Origin of the sequence: Streptomyces sp. NPDC046727, assembly GCF_040645635.1 — a bacterium.
GTDB lineage: Bacteria > Actinomycetota > Actinomycetes > Streptomycetales > Streptomycetaceae > Streptomyces.
Genome location: NZ_JBEYYR010000006.1, coordinates 70,738 through 92,979 on the forward strand (window position 1 = coordinate 70,738; position 22,242 = coordinate 92,979).

Below are 22,242 nucleotides of genomic sequence, written 5' to 3' on the forward strand. Positions count from 1 at the left end.
TGTCGAGTCCGCTGAGCCGGTGGAGTCGGTCGAGCCTGGCGAGCTGGTCGAGTCCGCGGAGGCTGGGGCCGGTGAGTCCGGCGCCGAGTCTGCTGAGTCTGGGGATGCCGGCGAGGGTGGCGCGGAGGCTGCTGAGCCGATGGAGTCGACCGAGCCGGTCGATGAGTCCGCCGGGCTTGTCGAGCCTGCCGAGCCGATGGAGTCCGGCGAGCCGGTCGAGTCCCGTGAGTCCGCTGAGCTTGCGGAGGCTGTCGAGTCCGCTGAGCCGTTGGAGTCTGCCGAGCCCGGCGAGCCCTTCGACTCCGCTGAGTCCGCCGAGCTTGCGGAGACTGTCGAGTCTGCCGAGCCGTTGGAGTCTGCCGAGTCTGCCGAGTCCGCCGAGTCCGCCGAGTCCGCCGAGTCCGCCGAGTCCGCCGAGCCCGCTGAATCCGCGGAGCCGACCGAGACCACCGACTCCACAGACTCCACTGACTCCTCCGCCTGCGCCGATTCCAGCGACTCCTCCCGCCCCTCCGCCCCGCACGACGTCACAGTCCAGCTGGGCGACGTTCGGCTCGTCCCTGTGAGCGGTGACGCGGCAGCGGACGACGCGCTCGCCCCCGTACCCAACCCCCGTGGCTCCGACGGCCCGGTCTTCGTGGATGAGTCGGGGCGTCGTAGCCGCCGTTTCCGTCGTCTCGGTGTGGCCGTGGCCGTCGCCTGTGCGAGCTACGCCGCCGTCATCGTCGCCACCCTGCTGTCCGGCAATTCCGCCGCGCCCTGGCTGCCGGTGCCGGGCCAGCACGAGGAGAAGCCGGCCGGCAAGGTGGAGACCTCGCCGCTGCCCAGCGTCTCCACGACCCCGCCCCCGCCGGGGACCGGTACCGCGGTGACCGGCCCGGCCGTGGGCGCCGCGGCGACCGGAACCGGCGTACCGGGCAGCGCGACGCCCACCGACGCCGAGGACTCTTCGTCGGCCCAGCCGGGGGCCGGCACCTCCACCGCGCCCGGCGCCGAGGACGGCACCTCCGGCTCCCCGACCCCGTCGGCCCCGTCCACCGACGTGTCCCCGGCGCCGTCCGACTCCGGCACCGCCACCGCTCCCGCCCCCACGCCGTCCCCGACGGGCCGTACCCACACCCCGCCCGGCCGCACCCGGCACCCGCACCCCAAGATCTCACTCTGACCAGGCGGAACACCCTCAGATGGCCTCACGACCCCGCAGCCGTACGCGGCTGCCGCTGCGCTACCTGCTCCCCCTCCTGGTCCTGTGCGCGACCCTGGCGATGCTCATGCTGCGCGGCTACGTGCACAACGAGATCCTCGCGGACCACCGGGTCCGGCCCGCGGCGGCGAACGACGAGGTGCCGCGGCGGATCCTGGACGGCGGGCCGGTCATCGACACCCGTCACGGCCGCAGCACCAGCCTGCGCATACCGGACCACCGCATCGTCCTCACCTTCGACGACGGCCCCGACCCGACCTGGACCCCGAAGGTGCTCGACGTACTGAGGAAGCACCACGCGCACGCGGTCTTCTTCGTCACCGGCACCATGGCCTCCCGCCACCCGGAGCTGGTCCGGCGCATGGTCGCCGAGGGGCATGAGGTCGGCCTGCACACCTTCGGCCACCCCGACCTGTCGTACCACTCCACGAAGCGCATCGACTGGGAGCTGTCCCAGAACCAGCTGGCCCTCGCCGGAGCGGCCGGTATCCGCAGCTCGCTGTTCCGGCCGCCGTACTCCTCCTCCGCGAACGCCATCGACAACAGGTCCTGGCCCGTCACCCGGTACATCGGCAGCCGCGGCTATCTCACCGTCGTGGACGACACCGACAGCGAGGACTGGCGGCGGCCGGGCGTCGAGCGGATCATCCGCAACGCCACGCCCCACGGGGGCCGGGGCGCGGTCGTCCTCATGCACGACTCGGGCGGCGACCGGCACCAGACCGTCCAGGCGCTCGACACGCTCGTGCCCCGGCTCCAGCACCGGGGCTACACCTTCCAGACCCTCACCGGCGCGCTGCGGGCGCCGAGCGCGGACACCCCGGTCACGGGCCTCGACCTGTGGAAGGGGAAGGCCTGGACCTTCCTGGTGAAGGCCGCCGACAACATCACCGACGTGCTCGTCGTCGGTCTCGCCGCGGTCGGCATCCTGGTCCTCGCCCGGTTCGGCCTGATGCTGCTGCTGTCCAGCACGCACGCCCGCCGCACCCGGCGCCGCGACTTCCGCTGGGGCGAAGAGCCGGTCACCGAGCCGGTGTCGGTGCTGGTCCCGGCGTACAACGAGGCCAAGTGCATCGAGAACACGGTCCGTTCGCTGACCCGCAGCGACCACCCCGTCGAAGTGCTGGTCGTCGACGACGGCTCGGCGGACGGCACCGCGGAGATCGTCGAAGCGCTGGCCCTGCCCGACGTCCGGGTGATCCGCCAGGCCAACGCGGGCAAGCCGGCCGCTCTCAACCGGGGCCTGGCGAACGCCCGGCACGACCTGATCGTGATGATGGACGGCGACACCGTCTTCGAACCCGCCACCGTCCGCGAACTCGTCCAGCCCTTCGCCGACCCCCGCGTCGGCGCCGTCGCCGGCAACGCCAAGGTCGGCAACAAGAACCGGCTCATCGGCGCGTGGCAGCACATCGAGTACGTGATGGGCTTCAACCTCGACCGCCGGATGTACGACATCCTGCGGTGCATGCCGACCATCCCCGGCGCGGTCGGGGCGTTCAGGAAGTCCGCCCTGGAACGCGTCGGCGGCATGAGCGACGACACGCTCGCCGAGGACACCGACGTCACCATGGCCCTCCACCGCGACGGCTGGCGGGTGGTGTACGCCGAGAAGGCCCGCGCCTGGACGGAGGCGCCCGAGTCGGTGCAGCAGCTGTGGTCCCAGCGCTACCGCTGGTCGTACGGCACCATGCAGGCCATCTGGAAGCACCGCCGGGCACTGTTCGAGCGGGGCCCGTCGGGGCGCTTCGGCCGCGTCGGCCTGCCCCTGGTCTCGCTCTTCACGGTGGTGGCCCCCCTCCTGGCCCCCCTGATCGACCTGTTCCTGGTCTACGGCCTGGTCTTCGGCCCGACCGGGAAGACGATCGCGGCCTGGTTCGCCGTCCTCGCCGTGCAGGCGACGTGCGCGGCCTACGCCTTCCGCCTCGACCGCGAACCCCTCACCCCCCTGCTCTCCCTCCCGCTCCAGCAGCTCCTCTACCGCCAGCTCATGTACGTCGTCCTGCTCCAGTCCTGGATCACCGCCCTCACCGGCGGCCGGCTGCGCTGGCAGAAGCTCCGCCGTACCGGCGTGGTGGCGGCGCCGCCGGCGGAGGCGGGGGCGTGATCCGCGGGGCCTACTCCGGGTGGGCCACCGCTTCCTTCTGCAGCTGGACCGCCGCCAGCAGGCTCAGGCTCGGCTCCGCCTGACGCAGCGCCTTCACGGCGGCGACCGAGGCGAGGTCCCCGGTGAATCCGACGTCGGCCAGCCGCGCCCGGACCCAGTCGGCCCGAAGCCGGCCTTCGCTCGCACCGGCGGCGGAGGCGACGACCGCGACCGCACGCTCCAGCCCCGGCCGCTCCTCGTCCGAGGCCCCCTCCAACGCCTGCCGCAACGCCGCGGCGACGACGTCCGCGTCCCGGATGACCAGCACGACGTCGTGCCGCTTGTTGAGTCCCGCGAATCCCTTCATGCAGATCATGGTGGTTGTCCCGCCAGGCAGTCTCCAAATCACTTGAGGAGTTCCAGAGGCTTGTCCGTATGGGTTCACCCGGCGCGTGCGGGGCAGGGGAGTTCGGGCATCGAGTGGTTCGGCGAACAGGTCACGACGGCCAAGGACAGGTAGGCGGGGCTCTCCAGGTAGGCTCCGACGGATACGTCCCGTCCGGAACGCAGCTGTTCGGCGGCCGAGTCGACCAGGGCGGCGAGTCGGTCGGCGTCCCGTTCCCGGTCCGAGGCGAACCGGTGCGCGTACTCGGCGAGTCGCTCGCCGAGCCAGACGGCCGCTTCCTTGGCCTCGTGCCACGTGCCCCGGACCAACGAGCGCGGCTTGATCAGCCAGTACGCCGTCTGGATCGGCGGCAGATCGCAGGTGGGGAACTCGGCCACCACTTCCCGGTAGCGCTTGAGCAGCTGTGCCGCGTGTACGTCACCATCGGACACCGGGGCCGGAGGCGGGTGGGGGTGCGGGGGCCGCCGCAGAGCCTCCTGGTCGAAGCGCGCTTTCGGCCCGGTCCATAGGTAGCCGTGGTGGTGCACCTGTCGTTCCGTTTCGAGAGGTGCCAGCCGGGCGCGGGCCGGGGAGGGGCTCGGGCCCGGCCCGGCTGGCGGGAGGATCAGATGTTCAGGCCGAAGCGCGCCGGGTCGATGCCGGCCGCGTCCAGCTCTTCCGTGGTGAATCGCAACGGCTCCGCGCTCGGCCGCTTGCTGTCGCCCAGCGCCCAGACGCCGTCACCGATCGGGGCCAGGGTCACGCACCCCTCGGTGCAAGGGCCGCCGCACGCCTTCACGAACGAGGCCCCGCTGATGTCGAGCGCGTACAGGTCAGTTCCGTTCTGCATCACTGCACCTTCCTGCTCAACTGATCGCGGCCATGGCTGACCGCCGCCGCCCGTGTCGGGCGGGAGTACAAGGGAATGGAGTGCGCCTCAGCCGGACGGGCGCTTACCGGCCCCGGTGCATCGCGGGCACTCGCAGGGCGGCCACGCTGCCGTGGCCAGAGGCGGGAGATCGTCGTCAGCGAGCACAGCCTGCTCGGAACCCCATGTCCGACCGGAGTCGTGCGACACCCGAAGCGTCATCAAGGGACGCTCGGCGATGAGCTGGGCGTAGGTTTTCCCGTTCACGATGGGTGCGCCTGTGCCTGACGCCGGCGCAGCAGCACATTCGTGTCGGTCACTGCGCTGTGGTTCGGTGACGGCTCGCCGCGCATCACTCGGACACTCGCTTCGCTCTCCATGGCCCTATGTTCGGCAGACCAGGGATGCCGAACTAGTCGATTTCCTGTTCCTGCAAGAGCTCATCCCGGATCTCTTCGACCATGCCGCGCATGGCATCGCCGGAAAGTGCGACTTCTGCGAAGCCCTCGAATTTCTCGACGTAGAGAGCGACGTCTCGGGGATCGGTCACCGACAGCTCTGCGTGAACGGTTTCTACCGTCACCATACGATCATCCTTGATCGAGAAGGAGTGACTGGGAAAGTCGTTCTGCGGCGCCGAAAGCGGCACCACCCGAAGGTCGACGCCCGGAAGTCGGGAGACCGAGATGAGCTTGTCGAGCTGCCCGGCCATCACCAGAGGCGGGACGATTCTCCACCGCAGTACGGACTCCGTGACAATGAAGCGCAGCTGCCGCCCTGGCTCGTACAGAATGCCCTGTCTCGCCAGTCGTGCCCCTACGGCACGCGCGAGTTGGTCCGCGGTGAGCTGCTTACGCCCGAGGACGGCCTGAACATATTCCGGCGTCTGCAACAGACCAGGCACGAGCGCGGGCTGAAAGAGCCGGATCAATGTCGTACGGGATTCGATCGCCTGGATCTGCTGCTGCTTCCGGTGATACCCGAGCCGCCGGTACAGGCGCCATGCTGTTGCCTCGGTCGCCGCTGCCCGAGCAGCCGACATGTACTCGGCCTTGACATCCTCGGACACTCCTACGGCGGTGAGGATCTGCTCCACGTCCACGATGCTCGGCATGACACTGCCGTTCTCGATCTTGGACAGCTTCGAAGCGGACATGGCCGCGCTGCGGGCGACGGCTTTGGCCTCCTTCCCGGATGCCTGCCGCAGCGCCCGCAGCGCGGACCCCAGCTCAGATTTGTTCACCTGCCGTGCCGCGCCCACCATTCCGTGAACGGCACGGCATGCGCGAGCGCGGTGTCCCGATAGGACCGGAATTCGGCCAGCCGGTCGTCGTCCGCGAATTCGGACCCGAGGTATTTCCCGGAACCGTCGTACTCCATCACCGCTGCCGCACTGCCGTCGAACATCCAGAAGTCGGGCGCGTCAGGGATCGGGCTCTCCCGGTCGGTGGTGTCGAGGATGAAGAACTCCTCGCCGGCGGTCATGTTCCGCTGGTATCCCCAGGACAACTCGAACCGGAGGTAGTCCGTCAACGGCCGGGACAGGACGTGTACGCGGTACACGCGCTTGCCGGCGGCGGTGGCGTTCCCCACCGTCGTCAGCCATGCGGCGGTCTTGTACGACTCCGGCTGCTCTCGTCCTGCCAGGAATTCCTGGTATGCCTCGACGCCGCCGGATTGGCTGTAGTCGTCCAACGTCTCCAGCCGAAAGGCTTCCTGTTCGAACGCGGTGAACCAGTCCGCCAGGGAACGGCTAGATGAGGTTGCCACGGACAGCCTTCCAGATCAGTTCGACGGGGATTTCCACAAGGGCTTCATGCGCTGGAACCTCTCTGCCGTGGTCGGTCAGAAGGCTTCCCTGTACCGCCAGAGTTCCACGGTCCGTGAGATATAACGTGGGGCACTCTCCCCCGTCGCACTCACCCACTAGCCGTGTCAGCTTCACCACTGCGCGCTCCTCGCGTTCGTGGGGCGACTGACCCGACAGATCTTCCTGACCGTGTCAGGTGCTCGGCAAGGGTTGCTGGTTTCCGCTTCTGGAAAACGTCAGCGCGAAGCGGATGAGGATCCGGCGTGCGCTGCGTACGGGAGAAAGTCCGCCCAGGCGGAGGGGGTGAGGGTGAGGCGGGTGCCGGCGGGGATCTTCGAGTCGCGGATGTGGATCGTGGTGGGGGTGGTGGCTATCTCTACGCAGTTCGAGCCCTCGGCGCTGTAGGTGGACTTCTGCCAGCGGAGAGTCGGCATGGTTGGCTCCCTCATAGGTCCTGGATGCGGTGGTGAATGAAGTCGCGTGTCTCGGCGGTGCTGAGTGCGCAGGACTCCATGCGGGTCAGCGCGGCCCGGTATTTGTGCAACTGTGCCTCGGCGTCCAGGAATTCACAGGCCCCGTGGTGTGAGTCCAGCTGGACCGTGTCGAGATGCGGGACGGGCCCCTCGACGTAGTCGAAGGCCGGGCCGGTGGCCGGGAAGCGGTCCGCGCCGAAGGGGATCACTCGGATGGTGACGTGGGGCAGTTCACTCATGTCGATCAGGTGCTTGAGCTGGCCTCGGGTGACGACGGGGCCGCCGAAGCCCATGCGCAGTGCCGCCTCGTGGATGATCGCCGTGTACGGAGGCGGATCTTCGCGGTGCAGGATGCCTTGCCGCTTCATCCGGTGCGTGAGGCGATATTCGATCTCGTACTGACGCATGGGCGGCGCCGCCGACTGGAAGAGGGCGCGGGCATGGTCGGTGGTCTGCAGTAGCGCCGGGATATGGATCACCAGTGCCACGCGGATCGCGGCAGCGTGATGCTCCAGCTCCGCCAAGTCGACCAGGGCGACCGGTACATGGTCGCGGTACTCCTCCCACCAGCCACGGGTACGTCGGCCGGTCATCGCGGCGAGGGCGTTGACGAGTTCCTCGTCGCCGCAGTCGTAGACACCTGCCATGGAGCGCAGCCGGTCGGCGCTGATGGGGGTGCGGCCCGTCTCGATCATGCTGACGCGTGCCTGGTTGACGCCGAGGAGTTCGGCGGCGCCTGTGGCGGTGAGTCCCGCTCGTTCTCGAAGCTTGCGCAGCTCTGCACCCAGCCTTCGCTGCCGCAGCGTAGGGCTGTTGGTGGGCGGCACGACGTCTCCTTCCCGGCCGCGACGCGGCGCTGCGCTCCCTCACACGAGTGAAGAATGGATGCATCCTTATTGATTCGTTAGATGCATCTAACCATCTGCCCTACGGTTGCCTCGTACCTACTCAACTTCCCCGCCCAGAAGCCGGAAGCGCACCTACGCCCAGGCAAAGCCACCGCCCGGCGCGGACGTTGAGCGAGCCCGAGTCCCTTCTCTCACCGGAGGTTTTCATGGGCACCGTATCCCTGCCCGACACCTGGGCGTACGCCCTTCGGCTGCCCCATGATCCCCGCGCGGCACGCGTCGCACGTATGACCGTACGGGCCGTGCTCAGCGGCCACGGGAGACTCGACGAACTCGACTCGGTCGAGCTGCTGACGTCCGAGCTGGTCGGCAACGCCTACCGGCACACCGGCGGTCCCGCCTCCCTGCGGCTCACCGCCCTTGCCGACGGGCGGTTGCGGGTCGGGGTCTGGGACAGTCATCCCCGTATCCCCGCGCCCTTCGGGGAGCCGCCCTGGGACCGGGCACCGCTGCCCCCGGCGGACGCCGACAGCGGGCGTGGGTTGGGCCTCGTACCGGAGTACGCCGACTCGTGGGGAGGATGGCCCCTTGGGGACAGCCCGCTCGGCCGTGGCGCCGGGAAGCTGCTGTGGTTCGAGGTGGGTGGGGCGCGGACGCCCCGGACGCCACACCGCTGTCCGTGATGCCCAGTACGGTGGGGTGCAGGAAGCTGAGCACGTGAGCACGGAGGAGCCGCCGCGTGACCACACAACCGGATCACAGCCACGAGCTGATCCCCCGCCCCGAGGGCACTCCGGCGGCGGTTCGCATCGCGCTGGCGCGCATCGCCCCGCACCGGGTGAGCGAAATGGAACAGCACAAGGAGCAGGCACTGGGGGCTGCCCTCCAGGACGGCAAGATCGGCCACCTTCAGTACTGGCTCACTTACTGGCAGGCGCAGGTGGAGATCGAGCGGCGGCCCGACTTGCGTTCCCGCTATCAGGCCGCCCTTGTCTCCATGCACAGCACAGACAGTCGGGACGACCCTGAGTTCCGCGCGGCGATGGCAGAACTCCGTACGGTCGAGACCGAGGCCCGGCAGGCGGTGTCCGCGTGACCTGGCGATGGGAGTACGACCCGGATGAGGAGTACGTCATCGGTGGCGCTCCACCGGCCTTCGTGGCCGAGGTCGAAAAGCAGGCCGACGAGCTGGTCCGCGCCGCAGCCGCGTTCTACCTCGACGGCGCCTCGTACCAGGAGGCGGGCCCGAAGGGGAACGTCTCGCATGTCCCCGGCGGATTCTTCCTCTACTTGATCGTCCCGCGCCACGAGTGCCTGTACGTCCACCAAGCCACGTACTTGTGAGCTGAGCCAGGCGCCCCCTCAGGCATCCGCGTACTTCGCGTCCGCCGCCGGGTCCAGGGCCAGGCGGTAGCCCCGCTTCACCACCGTCTGGATGAGTTTCGGGGCGCCGAGGGCCGTGCGGAGGCGGGCCATCGCCGTTTCCACGGCGTGTTCGTCGCGGCCCGCGCCGGGGAGGGCGCGGAGGAGGTCGGCGCGGGCCACCACCCAGCCGGGGCGGCGGGACAGGGCGCGGAGGAGGGACATGCCGGCCGGGGGGACGGGCTTGAGGTCGCCGTCCACCAGGACCGCGTGGCCGCGGATCTCCACCCGGTGGCCGGCGATGGGCAACGAGCGGGCGCGGGCCGGGAGTTCCTGGCAGAGGAGCTGGACGAGGGGGCCCAGGCGGAAGCGTTCCGGCTGGATCGTGTCCACTCCGCGGACCTGGAGGGGGATCGCGGTGACCGGGCCCACGCAGGCCGGCAGGACGTCGTGGGCCAGGGCCGCCAGCAGCTCGCCCAGCAGGCCGCGGTCCTCCGCGCGGTTGAGGAGGGAGGCCGCCGCGGGGGCGCTGGTGAAGGTGAGGGCGTCGAGGCCACGGGTGACGGCCGCGTCCAGGAGGCGGTCCAGGGGGCTGAGGTCCTCCGGGGGCATCCAGCGGTAGACCGGGACGGGGACGACCTCCGCCCCGGCCGCGCGGAGCGACTCCACGAAGCCGGGGAGGGGCTCGCCGTGCAGCTGAACGGCTATGCGGTTGCCGTCGACGCCCTCCTCCAGGAGGCGGTCGAGCACCTCGGCCAGGGATTCCGAGGACGGTGACCACTCCTCGGTGAGGCCCGCCGCGCGGATCGCGCCCTTGACCTTCGGGCCGCGCGCCAGCAGCCGTACCCCGCGCAGCCGGCCGAGCAGCTGTTCGCCGAGCCCCCAGCCGTCGGCGGCCTCGACCCAGCCCCGGAAGCCGATCGCCGTGGTGGCCACGACGACGTCCGGCACCTGGTCGATGATCTCCTTCGTGGCGGCCAGCAGTTCGCTGTCGTCGGCGAGCGGCACGATCCGCAGGGCGGGGGCGTGCAGGACGGTGGCGCCGCGCCGCTGGAGCAGGGCGCCCAGTTCGTCGGCCCTGCGCGCGGCGGTGACGCCCACGGTGAACCCGGCGAGGGGACCGTGCTCGGTTTGCTGCTCTTCGTCGTACATGGGGCTCTCCTAGCTGACCGGCACGCCGATCGAGCCTGTCAACGATCCGTGACAGGCTCGGTTCGGCTTGATGTCGCCGGTGTTACGTCACACCTCGGCGTAGCTGAGCTGGGCGTTCGTCTCCGAAGCGGCTGCCGCGGCCGGGAGGGCCCGCACCGGGCGGCGAAGGTATACGGCCCAGGTGACCGCGAAGCAGAGGCCGTAGAAGGCGAGGAAGGAGACGAACGCGCCCGTGCCGGAGCCGTAGGCGAGGAAGGACTGGCGGAAGGCGAGGTTGATGCCGACGCCGCCGAGCGCGCCGACCGCTCCGATGAGGCCCATCGAGGCGCCGGACAGACGGCGGCCGTAGGCGACGGCCTCCTCGCCCTCCAGCCCCTTGGCCAGCGCCTTGGCCTGGAAGATGCCGGGGATCATCTTGTACGTCGAGCCGTTGCCGAGCCCGCTGAGCACGAACAGGACGACGAAGACGGACACGAACAGTGGCAGCGACTTCTGCATGGCGGCCACGACGAGCACGGCGGTGGCGGCGGCCATGCCGACGTAGTTCCACAGGGTGATGCGGGCGCCGCCGTAGCGGTCGGCGAGCCAGCCGCCCACGGGGCGGATGAGGGAGCCGAGCAGCGGGCCGATGAAGGTGAGGTACGCCGCCTGCAGCGGGGTCCGGCCGAACTGGTTCGTCAGCACCTGGCCGAAGGCGAAGCTGTAGCCGATGAAGGAGCCGAAGGTGCCGATGTAGAGAAAGGACATGATCCAGGTGTGGGCGTCCTTCGCGGCGTCCTTGGCCGCGCCGGTGTCGTTCCGCACCGAGGCCAGGTTGTCCATGAACACCGCGGCGAGTACGGCGGCCACGACGATCAGCGGGATGTAGATCCCGAGCAGCACGCGCGGGCCGCCGCTCGCGCCGATGATGGCGAGCGCGACGAGCTGGATCACGGGCACGCCGATGTTGCCGCCGCCCGCGTTGAGCCCGAGCGCCCAGCCCTTCTTCCGCAGCGGGAAGAAGGCGTTGATGTTGGTCATGGAAGAGGCGAAGTTGCCACCGCCGATGCCGGCCAGCAGGCCCACCAGGAGGAAGGTGGAGAAGGACGTCCCCGGCTCCATCACCAGGTACGCGGCGACGGTCGGGACGAGCAGCAGGCTCGCCGAGATGATCGTCCAGTTGCGGCCGCCGAAGACGGCCACGGCGAAGGTGTACGGCACCCGGACCACCGCGCCGACCAGCGTGACCATCGAGGTCAGCAGGAACTTGTCGGCCGGGGTGAGGCCGTACTCGGGGCCCATGAACAGGACCAGCACCGACCACAGGGCCCAGACGGAGAACCCGATGTGCTCGGAGAGCACGGAGAACCACAGGTTCCGCCGGGCGATCCGCTCCCCGGTCGCGATCCAGAACTGCTCGTCCTCCGGATCCCAGAGCTCGATCCAGCGGCCACTGCGACGGGTTGGGGCTGGGGCTGTCATCACGCCTCCACGGGGCTCCGGCTGCTCGGTCTGCCAACCACTGACTGAGCCCGAAGGTAGGGAGGACGCGTTTCCGGCCCTGTGGCTGTGAGTGACCGGAAGGGAACGTTGCTCTCACTCCCCCGCGGAGCGGCCGGTGAGGCGGCCCGCCCGTCGACGAGGCTTGCGATGCGGCGGACCGGTGCGTACGGCGTTCTCGGTACCGCGCCCCCGCAGCAGACCCGGCGCCCCCCGCGAGCGTGGCGTAGAAGAGGCGGTCCCGGTCTCGCCACTCCGGTCCGTTCCTCCCCCTGTGGGCCGGGCCGTCCCGTGGGACCGCGCGCGGGTCGCCGGGAGTGCTCCGGGCGGTCGCGTGTGCGCTCTGCCGGAGGTCTTCGGGCGGGCGTCAGGCTGACGCCGGACCGCGGCGGGGCGGGGCCGCACGCGGAGGCGGGGGGACGGGAATGACACGCTGGCAGCCCTTGCCGGATTCGCTGCCGAGCGAGGCGCGGTACCTGGTCGAGCAACTGCGCGTCCTGAAGGGCCGTACCGGGCTCAGTCTGGCCGAGCTGGCCCGGCGGACCGCGTACAGCAAGTCGTCCTGGCAGCGGTATCTCAGCGGGACCAAGCCGCCGCCGAGGGGGGCCGCACAGGTCCTCGCCCGGCTGGCCGGCGCGGACCAGGCGCGGTTGCTGGCGCTGTGGGAGCTGGCCGATCAGGCGTGGCCGCGGGGGCGTACGGTGGCACCCGCCGGAGAGCCGGAGACCGAGGTGGCGGAGGCCGATTCGCGGTGGCGGAAGGCCGCGCTCGTCGCGTTCGGCGTCGTCGTGCTGGCGACGGGGGTCGCGGTGGTGTGGGCGTTGCCCCGGGGAGCCGGTGACGGTGCGAACGCCGCCCGCGTCCCAGGTCGCCGAGGGGCGGGCGACGACCGTGCGATCGCCCGCCCCCTGCCCTCGACCCGCTGTCAGCCCCGCTGGTCGTAGTACGCGAGCTTCCACTGGCCGGTGCCCTTGATGCGGACCCGGTACTTGCCGCTGATGCGCTTGAAGGTGACGTTCCGTACGTCGCCGTGGTACGTGACGACGCCGCCCGAGGCCGGGCCGGAGAGCCACCGCTGGGCGTACGTCCAGCTCTGGTCGGTGACGACGCCGTCGTTGTCCGAGAGGCCGTGGTGCTCCTGCCACCACTGGGTCGCCGATTCCGTCTCCGGGCCGAACGAGCCGTCGATCCGGTTCTTCGCGAACGTGTGCCAGTCTCCGTCGTCGTCCTGCCACTGCGCGCCGTCCGCGTACAGGACGGTCTCCCACAGGGCGGTGGCGTTGCTCTCCGTGTAGTCGTCGACGCCGAGGTCCTCCTCGTCCTGCCAGTCGTCGTTGACGGCGCCGCCACCGTCGATGCCGTGGTACGGGGCGGCGTTCGCGGCCGGCGCCACGGCCAGCCCGGTGGCTCCGGCGCCCAGCAGCGCGGCGGTCGCCATCGCGACGGCCCGGGTGCGCATGCTCATGAACGTGTCCTTTCTGAACCGCCGTCCCTCGTGGGTCCCCCCGGGGGCGGCTCGCTGTGCGTTCGCGGGAGATTCGCAGGACAAAGGGTCACGGCTGCGGGCGGGGAGCGGCGAGGGCCGGCGGCGGATCCGGACCGGGAGGGGCCGGCCCGCCCTCCGGGCACCGAAGTCCCCGCCGGGGACGGGCCGGAGAGGAAACGGCGTGGGCCGGGTGGGCCGGCGCGGCACCGGGGAGCGTGCCTCAGGCGGTACGGGGGGTTCCGGAGACGGGTGCGGGCAGGCACTGTGAGAGGGGGAATCCCCACCCTGGTGACCCTAGGCGGTGACAGGCACATGGCACTGGGTACGGCCTCGAAACCCTCGTACGAGCCGCGGTTCGACGCCGGACGGATCTGTCTGGACCTCCTCGCGACCAGCCATCCCGTGGAACGGCTGGACGGGGCGGGGGCGTTGTGCGCCTGGATCGCCGGCGCGGGGCTCGTGCCGGCCGTCACCCCCCTGGAACACGTCGACGGCTCCTGGGCGGCCGGGTTCCGGGAACTGCGGGGGAGCGTCGGGCTGTTGGTGCGCGGCATGCGGGGCGTGGAGGCTCCCGCGTACGGGCGTGCGCTCGGCCGGGTGAACGAGGTCGCGCGGGCCGCGACCCCGGCACCCCTCGCCGTACCCGGGGAGGACGGCCGCCTGGTGCGGGAGCTGGCCGGGCCGCCGAGCTGTGCCGCGCTGCTCGCCGTCGTCGCGCGGGACGCCGTCGAGCTGCTCACCGATCCCGTCGCGCGGGCCGCCGTGCGGAAGTGCGAGGCGGACGACTGCCCCCTCGTGTACCTGGACACGTCCCGTGGCCGGCGACGGCGCTGGTGCTCCAGCGAGGTGTGCGGGAACCGGGAACGGGTGGCCCGGCACCGGCGGCGCGCCGCGTTGACGCGGGCGTGATTTCCGTAACACCAGGTTTGGTTGGCCCGTACACGGGCATTCCCGGCCGCCTCCGGCGATGTGTCGGAAATGTAAAGATCACGCGGTGGGAATGTGCGCCCATGTCCCGCTCGTCACGTCACCCCCAAGAAATCTGTCACTCCGGTTTGAACACTCGGGCACCCCGGTCCGTACAGGTGGGCGAGCGACCGACTGGGGGAACCCCCGGACACCGGAGGTGGGCGTGCGCAAGGATGCGGCCGTGGCCAATGAACGTGGAGCGAGGGCCCGACATCGCATGTCCTCATCGCAGCCCTCCGAACCCGACGAGGAGCTGATGCGTGCCCTGTACAGGGAGCACGCGGGGCCCCTCCTTGCGTATGTCATGCGGCTGGTCGCCGGTGATCGGCAGCGCGCCGAGGACGTCGTACAGGAAACGCTCATCCGTGCCTGGAAGAACGCCGGTCAGCTCAATCGGGCGACCGGTTCGGTACGCCCCTGGCTGGTGACGGTCGCGCGCCGCATCGTCATCGACGGCCACCGCAGCCGGCAGGCCCGGCCGCAGGAGGTCGATCCGTCGCCGCTGGAGGTCATCCCCGCGGAGGACGAGATCGACAAGGCGCTGTGGCTGATGACGCTGTCCGATGCGCTCGACGACCTGACCCCGGCCCACCGGGAGGTGCTCGTCGAGACGTACTTCAAGGGGCGTACCGTCAATGAGGCGGCCGAAACACTGGGCATACCGAGCGGAACGGTCCGTTCTCGGGTGTTCTACGCCCTGCGGTCGATGAAGCTGGCACTGGAGGAGCGGGGGGTGACGGCGTGATGAGCAGCGGGTACGGGGGTATCCAGGGATTCGGACCGGGTGGTCCGGGTATGTCTGGGCCCATGAACCCCAGTCAGGGATCTTCGGTGCCGAGCGAGCACGAGACCGTCGGCGCCTATGCCCTCGGGATCCTCGACGACGCCGAGGCAACCGCTTTCGAGGCGCATCTCGCCGGCTGCGAGTGGTGCGCCCAGCAGCTGGACGAGCTGGCCGGGATGGAGCCGATGCTGGCCGCCCTCGCGGACCTGCCGGGCTCCGGCAGTACGCCCGCGATCGGCGAGTCGCTGTCCGCGAAGCCCAGTCCGCGGGTGGTGGAGAAGCTGGTGGACGAGGTCGCCGAGCGGCGGGCTCAGAAGCGCCGGCGCAGCATGTACATGATCGCGGCGGCGGCAGCCCTGATCATCGCCGGGCCGCTGGCCGCGGTGGCGGTGAACGGCGGCTCGGACAGCGGCGGGCAGGTCACCGCCACACCGGCCCAGCAGACGTTCCGGACCATGTCCGACAAGAAGTCGGCCACGGACCCGTCGTCCCACGTCAGCGCGACCGTCGCCATGACGTCGAAGGACTGGGGCACGCAGGCCGTTCTGGAGCTGAAGAACGTCAAGGGGCCGCTGAAGTGCTCCCTGGTGCTCGTCGCGAAGAACGGACAGCGCGTGACCATGTCGTCGTGGTCCGTCCCGGACTGGGGGTACGGCATCCCGGACGCCAAGACCGAGCAGTCGAAGCAACCGCTGTACATCGGCGGGGCCGCGGCCTTCCAGCCCAACGAGATCGACCACTTCGAGGTGGTGACCTTCGAGGGCAAGAAGCTCGTCCAGGTGCAGGCCTAGCATCCTGGGGGGAACGGCCACCCCGTAGCTTTGATGGGTCCCCTTCGCGTACGGTTGACGGCTGCCCAGCACGTCAGAAGGGGGCCCGGTGGCCGCTCAGGTTCAGCAGTCCGCGGTCGGCTCGGTACACGACGCACACGATTCCGCCCGTGACCGAGAGATCAGCGTCGAACAGGAACACCTGGACCGGGTGTACCGGCGGCTCGAGGAGAAGATCCACGAGGCCGAGTTCCTGATGAACGACGCGGCCAAGCGCGGCCAGGTCGGCACCCCGGGCGCGCTCGCCGAGCGGGATGCGCAGGTCTTCCGGGCCGGCATCCACCTGAACCGGCTCAACAACGAGTTCGAGGACTTCCTCTTCGGACGGATCGACCTGCTGCTCGGCAAGGACGGGAAGAAGGGGCCCGACGGCGCCTACACCGCGGTGGAGCCCGCCGAGGGCGCCGTACGGGCCGACAACACCGCCGACATCGCCGAGACCCTGCACATCGGCCGGATCGGCGTCCTCGACGAGGACTACTCCCCGCTGGTCATCGACTGGCGGGCCCCCGCCGCCGCCCCCTTCTACCGGGCCACGCCCGTGGAGCCGGGGCGGGTGGTACGGCGCCGGGTCATCCGGTCCAAGGGGCGCCGGGTGCTCGGTGTCGAGGACGACCTGATGCGGCCCGAGCTGACGGCCTTCCTCGACGGCGGTGAGCTGCCCGTCATCGGCGACGGCGCCCTGATGGCCGCCCTCGGCCAGGCCCGCAGTCACACCATGCGGGACATCGTCTCGTCCATCCAGGCCGAGCAGGACCTGGTCATCCGGGCCCCCGCCGCCTCCATCACCTACGTGGAGGGCGGCCCGGGCACCGGCAAGACCGCCGTCGCCCTGCACCGCGCCGCCTACCTGCTCTACCAGGACCGCAGACGCTACGCGGGCGGCATCCTGATCGTCTCGCCGACCCCGCTGCTCGTGGCCTACACCGAGGGCGTGCTGCCCTCGCTCGGCGAGGAGGGCCAGGTCGCGATCCGCGCGATCGGCTCGCTGGTCGACGGCGAGGAGGCCGGCCTGTACGACTCGCCGTCCGTGGCCCGCGCCAAGGGCTCGTACCGGATGCTGAAGGTGCTGCGGAAGGCGGCCCGGGGCGCCCTGGAGCTGGGGTCCACCGCGCCGGGGGGAGAAGGGGGAGAAGCGGTCACCGGTCCGCCGTCCCGCCTGCGTGTCGTCGCCTTCGGGCGCCGCCTCGAACTGGAGGCCGCCGAGCTGGAACGTATCCGCCGCAACGCCCTCGGCGGCACCGCGCCGGTCAACCTGCTCCGCCCGCGCGCCCGCAAGCTGCTGCTGGACGCCCTGTGGGCCAAGTCCGGCGCCGGCGCCCGGCACACCGACCCGGAGCTGGCCGCCGAGCTGCGCTCGTCCTTCGACGAGGACATCACGAGCGAGGACGCCTTCCTCGCCTTCCTCGACGCCTGGTGGCCCGAGCTGACCCCGAAGGCCGTGCTCACCGCCATGGCCGACGAGCGCCGGCTCGGCCGCTGGGCCCGGCGGATCCTCAACCCCGGCGAGGTCCGCAAGGTCGCCCGCTCCCTGAAGCGGGACGGCCACTCCGTGCACGACATCGCCATGCTCGACGAACTCCAGGCGATCCTCGGCGCCCCGGCCCGGCCGAGGAAGAAGCGGGAACTCGACCCGCTGGACCAGCTCACCGGCCTGGAGGAGCTGATGCCGGTGCGCGAGGAGACCCAGCGGGAGCGGGCCGAGCGCCTCGCGCAGGAGCGCACCGAGTACGCGCACGTCATCGTGGACGAGGCGCAGGACCTCACGCCGATGCAGTGGCGCATGGTCGGCCGCCGCGGCCGGCACGCCACCTGGACCGTCGTCGGCGACCCGGCGCAGTCCTCCTGGTCCGACCCGGACGAGGCGGCCGAGGCCCGCGACGAGGCCCTCGGCACCCGGCCCCGGCGCCGCTTCCAGCTCACCGTGAACTACCGCAACCCGGCCGAGATCGCCGAGCTGGCCGCGAAGGTGCTCGCGCTCGCCATGCCCGGCTCCGAGTCGCCGACCGCCGTACGGTCCACCGGGGTCGAGCCGCGCTTCATCGTCGTACGGGACTCGCTGGAGAAGACCGTGCGCGCGGAGGCCGAGCGGCTGCTCGACCTGGTGGACGGCACGGTCGGCGTGGTCGTCGCGATGAACCGGCGCGAGGAGGCCCGGCGCTGGCTGACCGGGCTCGGCGACCGGGTGGTGGCCCTCGGCAGCCTGGAGGCCAAGGGCCTGGAGTACGACGCGACGATCGTCGTCTCGCCCGCGGAGATCGCCGACGAGTCACCGGCCGGCCTGCGCGTGCTGTACGTGGCGCTGACCCGGGCCACCCAGCAGCTCACGGTGGTGTCGGGGGAGCGGGACGAGCCCGACCCGGCGGGGGTTCCGGACCTGCTCAGGGACTGACTTCCGGTGAACCTCCGGCACGGGAATGGCCGTGCGGCATCCGTTTGTTAGCCTTGTCGTGGCACCGGCCCGATCCAAGCCCCCGGGCCCAACCTTCGTCCCTCAGAGGGACCACTTGCCGCGAGGCGAGCATGGCGGGTCGGTGTCATGAACGTGTGGGAGGCCCACGTCACGTGTGTGACGTGGGCCTCCTTCTTTGCGTCCCGGGCCCCTTTCCTCACCTGATCGTTTCTCGTATGGTGGAAGTGGTTTTCCGAAATCATGCATCTGCTGGGGAAGTCCGTGTGAACACAACGTCCGCAATCCAGGGCGACTAACACGTACTGAGCGGTAGGTGCGACGATCGGACGGCACAACTCGCGACACGGTGAAAGCAGAGGAAGTCGGCCATGGCAACGGCGCCCAGCGTCTCCTACTCGATGACGATCCGGCTGGAGGTGCCCGCGAGCGGAACCGCCGTCTCGCAGCTCACCACCGCCGTGGAGTCCTCCGGAGGCTCGGTGACCGGCCTCGACGTCACCGCGTCCGGCCACGAGAAGCTCCGTATCGACGTCACCATCGCGGCCACCTCCACGGCCCACGCCGAGGAGATCGTCGAGAAGCTGCGCGGCATCGAGGGCGTCACGCTCGGCAAGGTCTCCGACCGTACGTTCCTGATGCACCTCGGCGGCAAGATCGAGATGGCGTCGAAGCACCCCATCCGCAACCGTGACGACCTCTCCATGGTCTACACGCCCGGCGTGGCCCGCGTGTGCATGGCCATCGCCGAGAACCCCGAGGACGCCCGCCGCCTCACCATCAAGCGCAACTCCGTTGCGGTCGTGACGGACGGCTCCGCCGTGCTGGGCCTCGGCAACATCGGCCCCAAGGCCGCGCTGCCCGTCATGGAGGGCAAGGCGGCCCTCTTCAAGCGCTTCGCCGGCATCGACGCCTGGCCGATCTGCCTGGACACCCAGGACAGCGACGCGATCGTGGAGATCGTCAAGGCGATCGCCCCCGGCTTCGCCGGCATCAACCTGGAGGACATCTCCGCGCCGCGCTGCTTCGAGATCGAGGCCCGGCTGCGCGAGGCCCTCGACATCCCCGTCTTCCATGACGACCAGCACGGCACCGCCATCGTCGTGCTCGCCGCCCTGACCAACGCCCTGCGCGTCGCGACCAAGGCGATCGAGAACATCCGGGTCGTCATGTCCGGCGCCGGCGCGGCCGGTACGGCCATCCTCAAGCTGCTGATCGCCGCCGGCGTCAAGAACGCGGTCGTCGCCGACATCCACGGTGTCGTCCACGCCGGCCGCGAGGACCTCGTGAACGCCCCGGCCGACTCGCCGCTGCGCTGGATCGCCGACAACACCAACCCCGAGGGCCTCACCGGCACCCTGAAGGAGGCCGTGCGCGGCGCCGACGTCTTCATCGGCGTCTCCGCCCCGAACGTCCTGGACGGCGACGACGTGGCCGCCATGGCCGACGGCGCCATCGTGTTCGCGCTCGCGAACCCGGATCCCGAGGTCGACCCGGCCATCGCCCGGCAGACGGCGGCCGTCGTGGCCACCGGCCGCTCGGACTTCCCGAACCAGATCAACAACGTGCTGGTCTTCCCGGGTGTCTTCCGCGGCCTGCTGGACGCCCAGTCCCGCACGGTGAACACCGAGATGATGCTCGCCGCCGCGAAGGCCCTGGCCGACGTGGTGACCGAGGACGAGCTGAACCCGAACTACATCATTCCGAGCGTCTTCAACGACAAGGTCGCGGGCGCGGTGGCCGGGGCGGTCCGCGAGGCCGCCAAGGCCGCCGGCGCGACGGCCTAGCCACGGCTGTCGTACTGTGCGGGGGGCTGTGAGCATCACCACGGCGGCCCCCGCACCGGCGCGTCGTGGAACCACCGGATGCCGGGCGCGCTCTAGGGTGACGGCCGAGCGGGCGCTTTTCGTGTGACTCCCCAGGGTGTTCTCACGACTCCTACGGGTGCCGGATTGGCTTTCCCGCCGCAGGTAGGGGCAGGATGCGTCCCTGGGCGCGAGCGCATCGGCATCGCAGTGCCTCCTATGCGGCCCCGCCGCGTGGCACACCCCAACGGCAAGAAAAACACGGGAGTAACAACATGAACCGCAGTGAGCTGGTGGCCGCGCTGGCCGACCGCGCCGAGGTGACCCGCAAGGACGCCGACGCCGTGCTGGCCGCGTTCGCCGAGACCGTCGGCGAGATCGTCGCCAAGGGCGACGAGAAGGTCACCATCCCCGGCTTCCTGACCTTCGAGCGCACCCACCGTGCCGCTCGCACCGCGCGCAACCCGCAGACCGGCGAGCCCATCAACATCCCGGCCGGCTTCAGCGTGAAGGTCACCGCGGGCAGCAAGCTCAAGGAAGCCGCCAAGGGCAAGTGATCTTGCCGCTCGTACGCCACGGGACGGCGTACGAGGCGTTCTGACGCGCGATGACGCCAAAGGGGCGGCCCTCCTTCACCGGAGGGCCGCCCCTTCGTCGTACGGCCGTTCTACAGCCTTCTCACCCCGTTAACCGAGCGCCTTGCCGGGCAGTTCGACCTTCGCGCCGAGTTCCACCAGCTTTTCCATGAAGTTCTCGTAGCCGCGGTTGATGAGGTCGATGCCGTGGACGCGGGACGTGCCCTCGGCGGCCAGGGCCGCGATGAGGTACGAGAAGCCGCCGCGCAGGTCGGGGATGACCAGGTCGGCGCCCTGCAGCTTCGTGGGGCCGGAGACGACCGCGGAGTGCAGGAAGTTGCGCTGGCCGAAACGGCAGTCCGAGCCGCCCAGGCACTCGCGGTAGAGCTGGATGTGCGCGCCCATCTGGTTGAGGGCCGAGGTGAAGCCCAGCCGGGACTCGTACACCGTCTCGTGGATGATGGACAGGCCCGTCGCCTGGGTGAGGGCCACCACCAGCGGCTGCTGCCAGTCGGTCTGGAAGCCGGGGTGCACGTCCGTCTCGAGCGCGATGGACTTCAACTGGCCACCGGGGTGCCAGAAACGGATGCCCTCGTCGTCGATCTCGAAGGCACCGCCCACCTTCCGGTAGGTGTTCAGGAACGTCATCATCGAGCGCTGCTGGGCGCCGCGGACGTAGATGTTGCCGTTGGTCGCGAGGGCCGCGGAGGCCCAGGACGCGGCCTCCAGACGGTCCGACAGGGCACGGTGGGTGTAGCCGCCGAGCTTGTCCACACCGGTGATGCGGATCGTGCGGTCGGTGTCCATCGCGATGATCGCGCCCATCTTCTGCAGCACGCAGATGAGGTCCTCGATCTCCGGCTCGACGGCCGCGTTGGACAACTCCGTGACGCCCTCGGCCAGTACGGCCGTCAGCAGCACCTGCTCGGTCGCGCCGACGGACGGGTACGGCAGCCGGATCTTCGTGCCCCGAAGGCGGGTCGGCGCCTCCAGGTACTGGCCGTCGGCCCGCTTCTCGATGGTCGCGCCGAACTGCCGCAGCACGTCGAAGTGGAAGTCGATGGGCCGGCCGCCGATGTCACAGCCGCCGAGGCCAGGGATGAACGCGTGGCCGAGACGGTGCAGCAGCGGACCGCAGAAGAGGATCGGGATACGGCTGGAACCCGCGTGGGCATCGATGTCAGCCACGTTGGCGCTCTCGACATGCGTCGGGTCCAGCACCAGTTCGCCGGGCTCCTCGCCCGGACGGACCGTCACCCCGTGCAGCTGGAGCAGGCCCCGGACGACCCGCACGTCACGGATGTCCGGAACATTGCGCAGTCGGCTCGGCTCGCTGCCCAGCAGGGCGGCGACCATGGCCTTCGGCACGAGGTTCTTCGCACCGCGGACACGGATCTCGCCCTCCAGCGGGGTTCCGCCGTGGACAAGCAGGACATCGTCGTTGACGGTCATGAATCTCGCGTTCCGATGAGTTGGGCAGGGGCCGGCCGATCACTGTGCGCGGGGGCCGGGAAGACAGGGTAATCGCCGATCACCCCCCTCCCGTAAGCCCAAGGACCGCCCAGTCACGTCATAGCTGTGTCACAACACGAACCGTTCCCAAACGGGCACATGGGGTCACCGGCGCGGCGGGTGTGCGCCGGGGCCGCCCCCCTGCGCCCTCCCGCCCCCCGCCGCGACCCCGGACGAGGCTCTGACAGGCCGCTTCCCCCGGAT

24 protein-coding genes are annotated in these 22,242 nt (G+C 70.5%); 12 read left to right on the forward strand and 12 right to left on the reverse strand.

The genetic code is table 11. The features are described from left to right. Positions 1–139 precede the first annotated feature (139 nt). Together ABZ937_RS09220 and ABZ937_RS09225 are read left to right on the forward strand one after the other, a co-directional pair. Positions 140–1,165, forward strand: coding sequence for a hypothetical protein (locus ABZ937_RS09220; RefSeq protein WP_361687919.1), 1,026 nt, complete (start codon positions 140–142; stop codon positions 1,163–1,165). A gap of 19 nt (positions 1,166–1,184) precedes the next feature. Beyond that, complete coding sequence (locus ABZ937_RS09225; RefSeq protein ID WP_361687922.1) at positions 1,185–3,311, forward strand: glycosyltransferase; 2,127 nt, start codon at positions 1,185–1,187, stop codon at positions 3,309–3,311. Between the two features lie 10 nt (positions 3,312–3,321). On the opposite strand, the gene ABZ937_RS09230 is transcribed toward ABZ937_RS09225, so the two are convergent. The 8 genes from ABZ937_RS09230 to ABZ937_RS09265 all read right to left on the reverse strand — a co-directional run bounded on the left by ABZ937_RS09230 (position 3,322) and on the right by ABZ937_RS09265 (position 7,653). Then, the gene (locus tag ABZ937_RS09230) at positions 3,322–3,657 is read right to left on the reverse strand and encodes a hypothetical protein (RefSeq protein WP_361687925.1); all 336 of its coding nucleotides are present in this window, start codon (positions 3,655–3,657) and stop codon (positions 3,322–3,324) included. A gap of 74 nt (positions 3,658–3,731) precedes the next feature. Continuing rightward, positions 3,732–4,223, reverse strand: coding sequence for a hypothetical protein (locus ABZ937_RS09235; protein WP_361687928.1), 492 nt, complete (start codon positions 4,221–4,223; stop codon positions 3,732–3,734). A 77-nt stretch (positions 4,224–4,300) separates the two neighbouring features. Next, positions 4,301–4,525, reverse strand: coding sequence for a DUF397 domain-containing protein (locus ABZ937_RS09240; protein WP_361687931.1), 225 nt, complete (start codon positions 4,523–4,525; stop codon positions 4,301–4,303). Between the two features lie 430 nt (positions 4,526–4,955). Beyond that, positions 4,956–5,807, reverse strand: a complete 852-nt coding sequence (locus ABZ937_RS09245; protein ID WP_361687934.1) for a helix-turn-helix transcriptional regulator — start codon at positions 5,805–5,807, stop codon at positions 4,956–4,958. Beyond that, the gene (locus ABZ937_RS09250; protein WP_361687937.1) at positions 5,783–6,313 is read right to left on the reverse strand and encodes a DUF6879 family protein; all 531 of its coding nucleotides are present in this window, start codon (positions 6,311–6,313) and stop codon (positions 5,783–5,785) included. Before ABZ937_RS09250 ends, ABZ937_RS09245 begins: the two co-directional genes overlap by 25 nt. Then, on the reverse strand, positions 6,297–6,488 hold the full coding sequence (locus ABZ937_RS09255) for a hypothetical protein (protein ID WP_361688582.1): 192 nt from the start codon (positions 6,486–6,488) through the stop codon (positions 6,297–6,299). The genes ABZ937_RS09250 and ABZ937_RS09255 overlap by 17 nt, the downstream gene beginning before the upstream one ends. Before the next feature lie 101 nt (positions 6,489–6,589). Then, a complete protein-coding gene (locus ABZ937_RS09260) occupies positions 6,590–6,787 on the reverse strand; it encodes a DUF397 domain-containing protein (RefSeq protein ID WP_361687940.1) in 198 nt (65 codons plus the stop codon). Positions 6,788–6,798: 11 nt separating this feature from the next. Next, on the reverse strand, positions 6,799–7,653 hold the full coding sequence (locus ABZ937_RS09265) for a helix-turn-helix transcriptional regulator (protein ID WP_361687943.1): 855 nt from the start codon (positions 7,651–7,653) through the stop codon (positions 6,799–6,801). A gap of 227 nt (positions 7,654–7,880) precedes the next feature. Between ABZ937_RS09265 and ABZ937_RS09270 the strand changes: the two genes are divergently transcribed. From ABZ937_RS09270 to ABZ937_RS09280, 3 genes are read left to right on the forward strand one after another with little or no spacing between them, the layout of a single operon-like run. Beyond that, the gene (locus ABZ937_RS09270; RefSeq protein WP_361687946.1) at positions 7,881–8,357 is read left to right on the forward strand and encodes an ATP-binding protein; all 477 of its coding nucleotides are present in this window, start codon (positions 7,881–7,883) and stop codon (positions 8,355–8,357) included. A gap of 56 nt (positions 8,358–8,413) precedes the next feature. Continuing rightward, on the forward strand, positions 8,414–8,770 hold the full coding sequence (locus ABZ937_RS09275) for a hypothetical protein (RefSeq protein ID WP_361687949.1): 357 nt from the start codon (positions 8,414–8,416) through the stop codon (positions 8,768–8,770). Beyond that, a complete protein-coding gene (locus ABZ937_RS09280) occupies positions 8,767–9,018 on the forward strand; it encodes a hypothetical protein (RefSeq protein WP_361687951.1) in 252 nt (83 codons plus the stop codon). The genes ABZ937_RS09275 and ABZ937_RS09280 overlap by 4 nt, the downstream gene beginning before the upstream one ends. 18 nt (positions 9,019–9,036) lie before the next feature. Here ABZ937_RS09280 and ABZ937_RS09285 read toward each other — a convergent pair whose 3' ends face one another. Then, positions 9,037–10,188, reverse strand: a complete 1,152-nt coding sequence (locus ABZ937_RS09285) for a uroporphyrinogen-III synthase (protein ID WP_361687954.1) — start codon at positions 10,186–10,188, stop codon at positions 9,037–9,039. Between the two features lie 87 nt (positions 10,189–10,275). Then, complete coding sequence (locus ABZ937_RS09290; RefSeq protein ID WP_361687957.1) at positions 10,276–11,649, reverse strand: nitrate/nitrite transporter; 1,374 nt, start codon at positions 11,647–11,649, stop codon at positions 10,276–10,278. A 461-nt stretch (positions 11,650–12,110) separates the two neighbouring features. On the opposite strand from ABZ937_RS09290, the gene ABZ937_RS09295 reads away from it, so the two are divergent. Further along, positions 12,111–12,611 carry a helix-turn-helix transcriptional regulator gene (locus ABZ937_RS09295; protein ID WP_361687960.1) on the forward strand — a complete coding sequence of 167 codons (501 nt, stop codon included), beginning with the start codon at positions 12,111–12,113 and terminating at the stop codon, positions 12,609–12,611. Here the strand turns inward: ABZ937_RS09295 and ABZ937_RS09300 are convergent. Continuing rightward, entirely contained in the window at positions 12,593–13,132 is a 540-nt protein-coding gene (locus ABZ937_RS09300) for a peptidoglycan-binding protein (protein WP_361687963.1), read from the reverse strand. The two genes, ABZ937_RS09295 and ABZ937_RS09300, sit on opposite strands and share 19 nt — an antisense overlap. Positions 13,133–13,465: 333 nt before the next feature. Between ABZ937_RS09300 and ABZ937_RS09305 the strand changes: the two genes are divergently transcribed. From ABZ937_RS09305 to ABZ937_RS09330, 6 genes are all read left to right on the forward strand, one after another. Next, on the forward strand, positions 13,466–14,062 hold the full coding sequence (locus ABZ937_RS09305; RefSeq protein ID WP_361687966.1) for an ABATE domain-containing protein: 597 nt from the start codon (positions 13,466–13,468) through the stop codon (positions 14,060–14,062). A 217-nt stretch (positions 14,063–14,279) separates the two neighbouring features. Continuing rightward, positions 14,280–14,867, forward strand: coding sequence for a sigma-70 family RNA polymerase sigma factor (locus ABZ937_RS09310; RefSeq protein ID WP_361687969.1), 588 nt, complete (start codon positions 14,280–14,282; stop codon positions 14,865–14,867). 62 nt (positions 14,868–14,929) lie between these two features. Further along, a complete protein-coding gene (locus tag ABZ937_RS09315; RefSeq protein WP_361687972.1) occupies positions 14,930–15,697 on the forward strand; it encodes a zf-HC2 domain-containing protein in 768 nt (255 codons plus the stop codon). A gap of 88 nt (positions 15,698–15,785) precedes the next feature. Continuing rightward, on the forward strand, positions 15,786–18,128 hold the full coding sequence (locus ABZ937_RS09320; RefSeq protein ID WP_361687975.1) for a UvrD-helicase domain-containing protein: 2,343 nt from the start codon (positions 15,786–15,788) through the stop codon (positions 18,126–18,128). A 389-nt stretch (positions 18,129–18,517) separates the two neighbouring features. Then, complete coding sequence (locus ABZ937_RS09325; protein WP_361687978.1) at positions 18,518–19,933, forward strand: NAD-dependent malic enzyme; 1,416 nt, start codon at positions 18,518–18,520, stop codon at positions 19,931–19,933. A gap of 293 nt (positions 19,934–20,226) precedes the next feature. After that, complete coding sequence (locus ABZ937_RS09330; RefSeq protein WP_014673024.1) at positions 20,227–20,508, forward strand: HU family DNA-binding protein; 282 nt, start codon at positions 20,227–20,229, stop codon at positions 20,506–20,508. 129 nt (positions 20,509–20,637) lie between these two features. On the opposite strand, the gene murA is transcribed toward ABZ937_RS09330, so the two are convergent. Continuing rightward, positions 20,638–21,978 (reverse strand): UDP-N-acetylglucosamine 1-carboxyvinyltransferase, encoded by a 1,341-nt coding sequence (gene murA, locus ABZ937_RS09335; RefSeq protein WP_361687981.1) that lies wholly within the window; start codon positions 21,976–21,978, stop codon positions 20,638–20,640. Positions 21,979–22,242 lie beyond the last annotated feature (264 nt).